Genomic DNA, 11671 nt, shown 5'->3' on the forward strand with positions numbered 1-11671 from the left:
TGCGCTTCCAGCGGGATGCGACGAACTGCGGGCGGGCGCGACGAACTGCAGGAAAAGGCGGGGGAACGGCACGCACCGCGCCTGGCCGGCGAGCTGTGAAATGATCGGGGATGTCCCAAGCATCCCCCTCCCCGTTCAGCACGCTCCCCCTCGCGCCCGCCACGCTGGAAAACCTCCAGCGCCTCGGCTACCTGGAGATGACGGCGATCCAGGCCGCCAGCCTGCCCCACGCCCTGCTGGGCAAGGACCTGATCGCGCAGGCCAAGACAGGCAGCGGCAAGACCGCGGCCTTCGCGCTTGCCTTGCTCGCCAACCTGAACGCCCGCCGCTTCGCCGTACAGGCCCTGGTGCTGTGCCCGACGCGCGAGCTCGCCGACCAGGTGAGCAACGAGATCCGCCGGCTCGCGCGGGCGGAAGACAACGTCAAGCTCGTCACGCTTTCCGGGGGCGTGCCACTGCGCGGCCAGGCGAGCAGCCTGGAGCACGGCGCGCACATCGTGGTGGGCACACCGGGACGCGTCATGGATCACCTGGACCGCGGCAACCTGAAGCTGGACGCGCTGAACACGCTCGTGCTCGACGAAGCGGACCGGATGCTGGACATGGGTTTCGTCGACGACATCGCCACGGTCGCGAAGCAATGCCCGCCGCAGCGCCAGACGCTGCTTTTCTCGGCGACGTATCCGGAAGGCATCGCGAAGCTCGCCGCGCAGTTCATGCGCGACCCTGTCACGGTGAAGGTGCAAGCGCAGCATGCGAGCGGCCAGATCGAGCAGCGCTGGTACGAAGTGACGGAATCCGAACGCCTTCCCGCCGTGGGCAGGCTGCTGGACCACTTCCGTCCGGCGAGCGCCCTGGCCTTCTGCAACACCCGCGCGCGCTGCCGCGAACTCGTCGAGCTGCTGCAGGCGCAGGGCTACAGCGCGCTCGCGCTGCACGGCGATTTGGAGCAGCGCGACCGCGACCAGGTGCTGGTGCGTTTCGCCAACGGGAGCTGCACCGTGCTCGTCGCGACGGACGTCGCATCGCGCGGGCTGGACGTCGCGGGCCTCGCCGCGGTGATCAATGTCGAAGTGACACCCGACCCCGAAGTGCACGTGCACCGCATCGGCCGCACCGGCCGCGCCGGTGAGACCGGCCTCGCGCTGTGCCTGGCGAGCCTCGACGAGATGGGTGCGGTCGGGCGCATCGACCAGTTGCAGGGCAGCGCGTCGGTGTGGCATCCGCTCGCGGAGCTGACGCCGGCGTCCGGCGGACGGCTGCTGCCGGCCATGGTAACGATCCACCTGCAGGCCGGACGCAAGGAAAAGATCCGCGCGGGCGACGTGCTGGGCGCGCTCACCGCGGACCTCGGTTACACCCGCGAGCAGATCGGCAAGATCGACATCAACGAATTCGCGACCTACGTCGCCGTGGAGCGCCGCATTGGCGCCGAGGCGGTCGCGCGCCTGAACCAGGGCCGCATCAAGGGCCGCAGCATCAAGGCGCGGCTGCTCGCGGATTGATCAGGACGTCACCCAGTCCACCGCTTCCTCGTAGCTGGACACCACGCGCAGGTTCAGGCCTTCGCGCCGGGCCTGCGCCTCGACCACGCCCGCGATCTTCTCCGGCTGGATGAAAAGCGCCACCTTCTCCATGCGCGACAGATGGATCGCCCAGAGCTTGCCCACTTCGGTGCGCTCGGGGATGCCCAGCCACCCGACGAGCCCCGTGAGGTCGACCACGAGGCGGTCGCCGGGCATCCCGGCGACGCCTGCGCCGAGCTCCCGCAGGGCCTTGTCCCAGGCCTCGACCGAGACCAGTCCGCTGAGGTGGCCCAGCACATAGCCGTCAAGGCGTTCGATTCGGACGTGGAGTGTGAATTGCATGATCATCGGTGAAGCATTCGCATCATCGCCGATCCCTCGCCGGAGCAGGCGGCGTGCAGGAAGTTTCCGCTGGGATGAGGTGCCGTGGACCGCACGGCTTAGGAAATTGCCTTAAGGCGGGACGGCGCGCGTGGGGAAGAATCGCCGTATTCCCACTTCGCCTGGAGGCAACCGATGCTCACCAAGAATATTTCGGAAGTCGTGTCGAGCCTGAAAGCCATGGCTGTCGATGCACGCGCCTCGACGGCGACCGGCGCGGAATGGGCCGACACGGTGCCCGCCTCGGACGTCCTGCGCGACCACCAGCTGCGCGAAGCGCGCACGCACCGGGCTTACCTGCCGACCCAGCCGGCGCCTTTGTCCGTGCGCTAAGGCGCGTCGCCGTCGTCGCGCAACGGCAAATCCACCTGCTTTTGCGGCTCCGCCGCGCCGTGCGAGAACAGGTCCGCGTCGGGCAGCTTCACCAGCGCCATCGCCTCCTCGATCGAACCGTTCAACCACTGATCCCAGTTCGCGCGCTCGATCGGGATCACGGCGCGCTTGTCCTGCTGGTCCGGCGGCAGTGCCGGGTCCGGCTTGTGCATCAGCGACAGCAGGGGATGCTGGTCGCAGTTCTGCGTGAGCATGGTGTAGCTCACCACGATCTCCCCGCTCTCCGGATCCGTCCACTCGGTCCAGATGCCGGCGAGCGCCCACGCGGTGCCGTCGCGCCGCGCGAAACGCCACCAGATGTTCTTGCCGGTGCCCCAGTACGGCTCGTCGTAGTCGGTGGCGGGAATCAGGCAGCGCTGGCCGCGCGCCCACGGGCCTTTGAAACTGGGCGCGGTAGCGACCGTCTCGATACGGCAATTGTTGGTGCTGATCGGACGGCCTGCCTTGCCCGTCGGGCGGCGTGTCCTGCTGAACCAGGGGATGAGTCCCCACTGCCCGACTTCGATGCCCTGCGAATGGACGAAGGGGCCCTGCTGGTAGGGGCCGATCGACGGTGCGACCGGCGGCAGGTCCGGCTCGCGGACCTTGATCTCGGTGAAGCCGAAGACGTCACGGATGTAGGTGACGGAGGCGGGGCGGTAGCGGTTGCACATGGCACGCCTACTTCAGGAGCGCGACCGCGCCGGAGAACGTGAGGAACGCGGCCGCGGTGGTGAGCAGGATGATCCGCGCGATGCGTCCCGTGTCCGCGCCGAAACGCTCCGCGAGCAGGGCCACGTTGCTGGCGGACGGCAGCGCGGCGACCAGCACCATCACCTTCAGCGCGAATTCGTCGAGCGGCAGGCCCAGCGCGATCGCGCCGCGCCCGGCCGCCCACACCAGCAGCGGATGCGCCAGCAGCTTGAAGAGCGACACGGGCACGAAGTCGCGCATCGGCATCGGCGGGTGGTCTTCGCGCGTGGCGACGAACTGCGAGCGCGCCATCACCGCGCCGATGGTGAAGAGCGCGACCGGCGATGCGCAGTCGGCCAGCAGGCCGATCGTCTGCGCGACAGGCGCGACGAATTGCAGGTGCAGCGCGGAGGAGATGCCGCCCAGCACGATGGCCCACGGCATCGGGTTCACCGCCACGCCCTTGAGCGCGTTCTTCGCGGCTTTCTCGGCGCCGTGTTCGTCTGCGCCGTCCAGGCGCGACAGCGCGATGCACAGCGAACTCGTGATGACGAGGTCCACGAGGATGGTGAGGATCGCGGGGCCCGCCGCGGCCGCGCCGAGCAGCGCGACGAGCAGCGGCACGCCCATGAAGCCCGTGTTGGGAAAGGCGCCGACGAGCGCGCCGAAGGACGCGTCGTTCCAGCCGATGCGCGAATTGCGGCTCGCCCAGACGATGAAGGCGACCATCGCGAGCGCGCACAGCAGGTAGACCGAACCCGCGGCGACGTCCAGGAGCTGCGAGACGGGCGTGCTCGCACCGAAGCGGTACAGCATGCACGGCAGCGCGAAATACAGCACGAAGGTGTTGAGCCCCGGGATCGCGTCCAGCGGCAGCATGCGCCGCCGCGCGGCGACGTAGCCGCACAACACCAGTGCGAAGAAGGGAAAGGTGACGAGCAGGATGTCCAGCACGCGGATATTGTCGCCGGTATGATTCGCGGCTTCCCTGCTGCGCTTTTCCCCTTCGCAATCCCTCCCGATGTCCGCCGGCCTCAATTACGCGCAGCAGGAAGCTGTCAATTACCTGCAGGGTCCGTGCCTGGTGCTCGCGGGCGCGGGCTCGGGCAAGACGCGCGTCATCACGCGCAAGATCGGCCGCCTGATCCAGGCGGGCATGGACGCCAACCGCATCGCCGCCATCACCTTCACGAACAAGGCCGCCGCCGAAATGCGCGAGCGGGCGAAGACGCTGATCGGCCGCGACGCGAAACAGGTGCTCGTGTGCACCTTCCACGCGCTGGGCGTGCGCATGCTGCGGCAGGACGGCGCGGCGCTCGGGTTGAAGCCGCAGTTCTCCATCCTCGACAGCGACGACGTCACCAGCATCCTGAAGGATGCCGGCGGCTCCACCGATTCCGCGACGGCCCGCCAGTGGCAGTGGGCGATCAGCCTGTGGAAGAACATGGGCCTGAACGCCGCGCAGGCGGAGGCGCAGGCCAAGGACGACAGCGAGAAGGTCACGGCGCGCGTCATGGCGCGCTACGAGGAGCGCCTCGCCGCCTACCAGAGCGTGGACTTCGACGACCTGATCGGCCTGCCGCTCAAGCTCCTGCAGCAGCACCCCGAGGTGCGCGAGAAGTGGCAGCAGCAGATGGGCCACGTGCTCGTCGACGAATACCAGGACACCAACGCCACGCAGTACGAGGTGCTCAAGCTGCTCGTGGGCGAGCGCGGGCGCTTCACCGCGGTGGGCGACGACGACCAGTCGATCTACGGCTGGCGCGGCGCGACGCTGGACAACTTGAAGCGCTTGCCCGTCGACTTCCCGCAGCTGAAGGTCATCAAGCTGGAGCAGAACTACCGCTCCACCAGCGCCATCCTGCGCGCGGCCAACAACGTGATCGGGCCGAACCCGAAGCTCTTTCCGAAAACATTGTTCTCGGAACTCGGCGAGGGCGAGCCGGTGCGCATCGTCGACGCGGACAACGAAGAGCACGAGAGCGAACGCGTCGTCGCGCGCATCCAGTCGATCCGCGCCAACGGCATGGGTAAGGACTGGAAGGACTTCGCCGTGCTCTACCGCGCGAACCACCAGGCGCGGGTTTTCGAGCAGGCCCTGCGCAAGGCGCAGATCCCGTACAAGGTGTCGGGCGGGCAGAGCTTCTTCGACCGCGCGGAAATCAAGGACCTGTGCGCGTGGTTTCGCCTCTGGATCAACAACGACGACGACCCGGCCTTCCTGCGCGCGGTGACGACACCCAAGCGCGGGATCGGCCACACCACGCTGCAGAACCTCGGCACCTTCGCGAGCAAATACAAGCTGAGCCTGTTCGAGGCGCTCTTCTCCTCCTCGCTGGGCGCGGCGCTGCCGGCCAAGGCCGTGGGCAGCTTGCACGAGTTCGGCCGCTACGTGAACGACCTCGAGTTCCGCGCGCGGCACACCCATGGCGCGGAAGCTTCGCGCGCTTTCATGCTGGAGTGGCTCAAGGACATCGACTACGAGAAGCACCTGTACGACGGCGAAGACAGCGAGAAGCTCGCGGCCTCGCGCTGGACGAACGTACTCGAATTTTGCGACTGGATGTCGCAGCGCGCCGGCGGCGAGATCGAGGATGCGGCGGGTGCGAGCATCGCGAGCGAGAAGAAGAGCCTGCTCGAAGTCGCGCAGACCATCGCCCTGCTCTCCACCATCAGCGAACGCGAGCAGGACCAGAACGTGGTGACGCTCTCGACGCTGCACGCCGCAAAGGGCCTCGAGTGGCCGCACGTGATGCTGGTGGGCGTGACCGAAGGATTGCTGCCGTTCAAGCTGGGCGATGACGACAACCCGACGGGGCGCGCCGACGGCCCGATGTCCGAGGGCATCCTGCAGCGTCTGCAGGAAGAGCGCCGCCTGATGTACGTGGGCATCACGCGGGCGCAGCGCTCGCTGGCCGTGAGCTGGACCAAGCGCCGCAAGAAGGGCCGCGAGATGATTGCCGCGCAGCCGAGCCGCTTCATCGCGGAGATGGCGCTGGAAAAGCTCACGACCGTGGAGGACCCGCGCGAGAAGCTCAAGGCGCTGCGCGCCGAATTCGCGAAGAAGGCGGTGGACTCGGCGGCGGCCGCAGCGGCGCTGGCCGCCGCGGCGACGGGTGGATCGTGATGCTGCGCCTCGCCCTCCTGGCGTGCGCCCTCGCCCTGCACGGGGCCGCGCGGGCGCAGCCCGCCTCGCCTGCGGCATGCCCGGGCGCGGATGAGCTGGCGCATGTCCACCTGATCGGCCTGTGGCGCGCCGAATTCGAGGGGCTGGCCCAGGGCGCGACGCTCCTGCTCGGACAGCACCCCGAGCTCGCGGAGAGCGTCCGGGGCGCGATCAACCGCAACGGCGAGCGCGCCGAAGTCTCCGGCGATGTCGATGACGGCGACGTGACGCTCGAAGAGTCCGCAAATGGTGTCAACATCAGCGCTACCTGGTGGGGAACCATGGAGGAGGGCTCATGCGGCAAGACGATCAAGGGAACATGGCAGGGCGCGGGCGATTCGCCGGCGCGGGCGTTCGTGCTGCGCAAGCTGCCGGACTCGCGCTGACGCTGGCGGCGGCGCCCGGCGCGGTGCGCGCGCAGGACGAGCTGCCAGGCTGGCGCGCCTGCACCGCGCTCCGGGACCGCGAGCAGCGGCTCGCGTGCTTCGACGGCCTCGCGGAGAAGGCGCGCGCGCTGGCGCCGCCCTCGCCGCCGGTCGCGGGGGACTCTCGGGAAAAGGACACGCCCGCGAAGGATTGCAATACGAGCGGACCACCGGGCCTGGCCCGCTTCTGGGAACTGCAGGAGAACACGAGCTGCGGCACGTACGCGCTGCGCGGCTACCGCCCGAACAGCGCGTCGCTGGTGGTGGGCAGCACCGTGAACGACCAGCCCACGTCGGCCAATCCGCTCAACAACGCGACGACTTCGCAGCCCTACCGCACCGTGGAAACGCGCATCCAGCTGTCCCTGCGCACCAAGCTGTTCGAGGGCCTGCTCGCGCACGACGCGGGCGAGGAAGCGCCGCGCGATTCGCTGTGGTTCGGCTACACGCAGCAGTCGTACTGGCAGCTGTTCACCCCCAGCATCTCCCGCCCCTTCCGCAGCACCGACCACGAGCCCGAACTCATGTACGTGTATCCGCTCGCGCAGGCGCTCGGCCAGGGCTGGACGCTGCGCTATGGCGGCCTCGGCCTCGTGCACCAGTCCAACGGCCAGAGCCTGCCCTATTCGCGCAGCTGGAACCGCGCCTACCTCATGGCCGGCATGGAACACGCGGGCGGCTTCACGGTGCAGGGGCGGCTGTGGAAGCGCATGCACGAGAGCGCCGGCTCGGACGACAACCCGGGCATCAGCGACTACATCGGCCGCGGCGAACTCACGGCCGCATGGAACGTGAACCCCAACCACGCCTTCATCGTCACGCTGCGGCACCCGCTCAACGGGACGAACCGCGGCTCGGCCCGGGTCGAATGGCTGCAGCGCCTGCCGACCCGTTCGCCGTCCACGCTCGGCAACCTGCGCCTGCACACGCAGCTCTTCACGGGCTATGGCGACAGCCTGCTCGACTACAACCGCCACCGCACGGTTTTCACGGTCGGCTTCAGCCTGGTCGACTGGTAGCCCCGGTGGGGCGGGTGGACAAGTCATGCGGCGGGTGTAGGCTGGGGGCTGGACCCGCCACGACCCCTTGCCCATGAACGAAGCCGAATTCGACAAACGACTGCAGAACGACGCGCTCGACAGCTACGACGAGGAGCTCGAACTCGAGCTCGAGGACCGCCCCTTCGACGTCAACGGGGTCGAGCTCGCGCTCACGGATGAGGAGAAGGCGCAGCGCCGCAGCTATTTCGCGAACCTGCTGCGCCTGCAGTTCGAGCTGGTGAAACTGCAGGACTGGGTGGTGGCGAACGGCCGGCGGATCGTGATCCTCTTCGAAGGACGCGATGCCGCGGGCAAGGGCGGCGTCATCAAGCGCATCACGCAGCGCCTGAACCCGCGCGTGTGCCGCGTGGCCGCGCTGCCCGCGCCGAACGACCGCGAGCGCACGCAGTGGTACTTCCAGCGCTACGTCGCGCACCTGCCGGCCGCCGGCGAGCTCGTCCTCTTCGACCGCAGCTGGTACAACCGCGCGGGCGTCGAGCGGGTGATGGGGTTTTGCAGCGACGAGGAGTACGAGGAGTTCTTCCGCACGGTTCCCGAATTCGAGAAGATGCTCGTGCGCTCGGGCATCCAGATCGTCAAGTACTGGTTCTCGATCTCGGACGAAGAGCAGCACCTGCGCTTCGTGAGCCGGATCAGGGACCCGCTCAAGCAGTGGAAGCTGAGCCCGATGGACCTGGAGTCGCGCCGGCGCTGGGAGGACTACACCCGCGCCAAGGAAACCATGCTCGCGCGCAGCCATATTCCCGAGGCGCCCTGGTGGGTGGTGCAGGGCGACGACAAGAAAGCCGCGCGCCTCAACTGCATCGACCACCTGCTCTCGCAGGTGCCCTATGCCGAGGTGGAGCATGTGCCCGTGAAGCTCCCCGCACGCGTGCGGCACCAGGACTATTCGCGCCTGCCGGTGCCCGAGGCCATGCTGGTGCCGGAAAAATACGGACCGCGCACCGGCACCCACCCATGAAGATCGACTGCAAGCCCTTCCGCGTGGAAGAAGGCGACACCGTCAAGCTCGCGAAGTGGCCGACGCGGGTCGATCCGCTGTACCGGTCGCAGGACGACTACGAGAGCCAGCTCGCGCGCCAGGTCGGGCGCCTGAGCGAGCTGCAGCAGCGGCTGTACGCGACCAGCCGCCACGCGGTCCTGCTGATCCTGCAGGGGATGGACGCGTCGGGCAAGGACGGCGTGATCCGGCACGTGATGTCCGGCATCAACCCGCAGGGCTGCCAGGTCACGAGCTTCAAGCACCCGAGCGCGGAGGAACTGCAGCACGACTTCCTCTGGCGCACCACGCGCAACCTGCCCGAGCGCGGGCGCATCGGCGTGTTCAACCGCTCGTACTACGAGGAAGTCCTCATCGTGCGCGTGCACCCCGAGATCCTGCGCAGCGAAAACCTGCCCGACGCCATCGCCTCGCACCGGCACGTGTGGCGCGAGCGCTATCGCTCGATCCGCGACATGGAGCGGCACCTGGAGGCCAACGGCACGCGGATCGTGAAAGTCTTCCTGCACATGTCGCCCGGGGAGCAGCGCAAGCGCTTCCTCGAGCGCATCGACGAGCCGGGCAAGAACTGGAAATTCAACGTCCAGGACATGGAGGAGCGGCGTTACTGGGCGCAATACATGGACGCCTACGGCAAGTGCCTCTCGGCGACCAGCACGCGCGAGTCGCCCTGGTACGCCGTGCCGGCCGACGACAAGCCCAATGCGCGCCTGATCGTCTCGCAGATCCTGGTGCGGACGCTGGAGGGCCTGAAGCTGCGCAAGCCCGCGCTCGCTGCCAAGGAGCGCGAGGCGCTGGCCGCCATGCGGGAGCGCCTGGTGCGCGAGTAGGCGCCCCGCTTCGCGCCCACGGCCGAGCTGGCCGCCGGCCGCGCGGCGCGGTCGCGACATCGTCCTACAACGCACGACAACCGGGCGACCCCGCGAGACCCGGGCGCGATGGCATGCTCGTACGGTGCATGTCCCATCCTCCTTCGAGAAGCTCGAGGCCTTGCTGCGCGCCGTGATGGCGGGCGGCTACCGTTTTGTTACGCCGACGCCCCTCACCCACCAGCGCGTGCTGGCGCGCGACCCGGCGCGCCGCGCGACCGACCTGCGCGGCATCCTCGGATGGAGCCTGCCTTTCGAGCCGGACGCGGTGGGCGCCGACACACTTCACGCGATGCGCGAAGCCGACGTGCTGCGCGAGTCGGGTGGACTGCTGCGCAGCACCGTGCGCATCTCCACACTGGGTGCGGACGGTTTCCTGCATTCGTCCTACCCGACGGTCGCCGACGATTCCGTATTCTTCGGCCCGGACACCTACCGTTTCGCGCGCTTCATCGAACAGGCCGTCGATGCGCGCGCCCGCCGATCCGGCCCGGCGCCCGCCTCCCCGCTGCGCGTGCTCGACATCGGTTGCGGCTCGGGCGCCGGCGCGATCGTCGTCGCGCGCCGCCTCGCACTGCACGGCATCGAGGCGGACGTCACGATGAACGACATCAACCCGCGCGCGCTGCGCCTGGCCGCCGCGAACGCCGCGGCCGCGGGGATCGCCTGCGCCTTTGCGCAAGGCGATGCGCTGCAGGCCGTGGAAGGCGACTTCGACCTCATCGTCTCCAATCCGCCCTACATGGCCGACCCGCAACGCCGCGCCTACCGCGACGGCGGGGAGGGACTGGGACGTGCCCTGAGCGTTCGCATCGCGGCGCAGGCCCTGCATCGCCTCGCGCCCGGTGGCCAGCTGCTCCTGTACACGGGCGTCGCGATCGTGGACGGCGGTGACCCTTTCCTGCATGAAGTGGAGCCGCTGCTGCGCGCCGCGCGCTGCGAGTGGTCCTACGAAGAGATCGATCCGGACGTTTTCGGCGAGGAGCTCGAAGCCGCCCCCTATGACCGCGCCGATCGCATCGCGGCTGTCGGACTGGTTGCCACCCGGGAGAAGGACCGGTGATGCAAGCCGCCGCCGGCGAACGCATGGAGAACCCGGGCGACGCATGGCCCGGGGCCGATGCGACGGCCCGCCGCAGCACGCTGGAGCGCATGCCGAAGTGGCTGATCTGCGTGCCGCTCGTGCTGCAGTGGCTGTGGCTCGGCCTGCGCTATCGCAGCTTGACGCTGCCCTCGGCCGCCAACCCGTCCATCACCGCGGGCGGGCTGGTGGGCGAAGGCAAGCTCGAATACTTCCGCGGCATGGGCGGCGTGGCGCGCGCCGCCACCGCCCGGCACATCGGCATGCGCAACGACGGCACGGCGAACGAGGCTTCGCTGCGTGCACGGCTGGCCGAAGCGGGCCTGGCCTTTCCGCTCATCGCCAAGCCCGACCTGGGACTGTGCGGCCATGGCGTGCGGCGCGTCGACGACATGCCCTCCCTGCTCGACTACCTCGCTCGGTTTCCCGCGGGTGAAGTCGTGGTGCTGCAGGAATACCTGCCGCAGGACGGCGAGGCCGGCATCTTCTACGCGCGCGATCCGCGCACGGACGAAGGCCGGATCATCGGCCTCGCACTGCGCACCTTTCCGCAGGTCGTGGGCGATGGCGTGCGCACGGTGGCCGAGCTGGTCGCGGCGGACCCGCGCGCGAGCCGCATCGGGGGCTCGCCGCGCCACGAGTGCGCCGTCGATGCCTCGCGCGTTCCCGCCGCGGGCGAGGCCGTGCGCCTGGCCACCATCGGCTCGACCCGGGTGGGCGGGCTGTACCGCGACGGCGCGGCGTGCATCACGCCGCAGCTCGTCGCGGCCGTGGACGCGATCGCGCGCGACATGCCGCACTTCCACTTCGGCCGCTTCGACGTGCGTTTCGACAGCCTCGCGTCCCTGCGCGCGGGCAACGGACTGCGCATCATGGAAGTCAACGGCGCCGGCTCCGAAGCCATCGAGGCCTGGGACCCCGCGACGGGCCTCGTCGAAGGATTCCGGGCGATCTTTCGCAAGCAGGCCCTGCTGTTCGCGATCGGGGATGCGCGCCGGCGGGAGGGCACGCGGCCCATCTCCGTGCTGGAACTCGCGCGCCTCAACCAGCGGCAGTACCGGCTGATCGAACATTACCCGCCGTCCAACTGAGGCCAG

12 protein-coding genes are annotated in these 11671 nt (G+C 69.0%); 9 read left to right on the forward strand and 3 right to left on the reverse strand.

Annotated elements, in window-relative coordinates; translation table 11 throughout:
• Window positions 1–110 precede the first annotated feature (110 nt).
• Window positions 111–1505 carry an ATP-dependent RNA helicase DbpA gene (dbpA, locus tag I5803_RS11540; RefSeq protein ID WP_196986505.1) on the forward strand — a complete coding sequence of 465 codons (1395 nt, stop codon included), beginning with the start codon at window positions 111–113 and terminating at the stop codon, window positions 1503–1505.
• Here dbpA and I5803_RS11545 read toward each other — a convergent pair whose 3' ends face one another.
• Window positions 1506–1868: a hypothetical protein gene (locus I5803_RS11545; RefSeq protein ID WP_196986506.1), complete on the reverse strand. Its 363-nt coding sequence runs from the start codon at window positions 1866–1868 to the stop codon at window positions 1506–1508.
• Between the two features lie 174 nt (window positions 1869–2042).
• On the opposite strand from I5803_RS11545, the gene I5803_RS11550 reads away from it, so the two are divergent.
• Entirely contained in the window at window positions 2043–2240 is a 198-nt protein-coding gene (locus tag I5803_RS11550; protein ID WP_196986507.1) for a hypothetical protein, read from the forward strand.
• Here the strand turns inward: I5803_RS11550 and I5803_RS11555 are convergent.
• The gene (locus I5803_RS11555) at window positions 2237–2953 is read right to left on the reverse strand and encodes an SOS response-associated peptidase (protein WP_196986508.1); all 717 of its coding nucleotides are present in this window, start codon (window positions 2951–2953) and stop codon (window positions 2237–2239) included. The two genes, I5803_RS11550 and I5803_RS11555, sit on opposite strands and share 4 nt — an antisense overlap.
• 7 nt (window positions 2954–2960) lie before the next feature.
• Window positions 2961–3926, reverse strand: a complete 966-nt coding sequence (locus tag I5803_RS11560; protein ID WP_196986509.1) for an AEC family transporter — start codon at window positions 3924–3926, stop codon at window positions 2961–2963.
• Between the two features lie 67 nt (window positions 3927–3993).
• Between I5803_RS11560 and I5803_RS11565 the strand changes: the two genes are divergently transcribed.
• The 7 genes from I5803_RS11565 (at window position 3994) to I5803_RS11595 (ending at window position 11665) form a co-directional block, all read left to right on the forward strand.
• A complete protein-coding gene (locus I5803_RS11565) occupies window positions 3994–6099 on the forward strand; it encodes an ATP-dependent helicase (protein WP_196986510.1) in 2106 nt (701 codons plus the stop codon).
• Entirely contained in the window at window positions 6099–6524 is a 426-nt protein-coding gene (locus I5803_RS11570) for a hypothetical protein (RefSeq protein ID WP_196986511.1), read from the forward strand. Before I5803_RS11565 ends, I5803_RS11570 begins: the two co-directional genes overlap by 1 nt.
• A complete protein-coding gene (locus tag I5803_RS11575) occupies window positions 6434–7582 on the forward strand; it encodes a phospholipase A (RefSeq protein WP_196986512.1) in 1149 nt (382 codons plus the stop codon). Before I5803_RS11570 ends, I5803_RS11575 begins: the two co-directional genes overlap by 91 nt.
• 73 nt (window positions 7583–7655) lie before the next feature.
• A complete protein-coding gene (ppk2, locus tag I5803_RS11580; RefSeq protein ID WP_196986513.1) occupies window positions 7656–8585 on the forward strand; it encodes a polyphosphate kinase 2 in 930 nt (309 codons plus the stop codon).
• The gene (locus I5803_RS11585; protein WP_196986514.1) at window positions 8582–9454 is read left to right on the forward strand and encodes an ADP-polyphosphate phosphotransferase; all 873 of its coding nucleotides are present in this window, start codon (window positions 8582–8584) and stop codon (window positions 9452–9454) included. The genes ppk2 and I5803_RS11585 overlap by 4 nt, the downstream gene beginning before the upstream one ends.
• Before the next feature lie 124 nt (window positions 9455–9578).
• Window positions 9579–10556, forward strand: coding sequence for a methyltransferase (locus tag I5803_RS11590; protein ID WP_354001653.1), 978 nt, complete (start codon window positions 9579–9581; stop codon window positions 10554–10556).
• Window positions 10556–11665, forward strand: a complete 1110-nt coding sequence (locus I5803_RS11595) for an ATP-grasp domain-containing protein (protein WP_196986515.1) — start codon at window positions 10556–10558, stop codon at window positions 11663–11665. The genes I5803_RS11590 and I5803_RS11595 overlap by 1 nt, the downstream gene beginning before the upstream one ends.
• Window positions 11666–11671 lie beyond the last annotated feature (6 nt).

Origin of the sequence: Caenimonas aquaedulcis, assembly GCF_015831345.1 — a bacterium.
Lineage (GTDB): Bacteria > Pseudomonadota > Gammaproteobacteria > Burkholderiales > Burkholderiaceae_C > Ramlibacter > Ramlibacter aquaedulcis.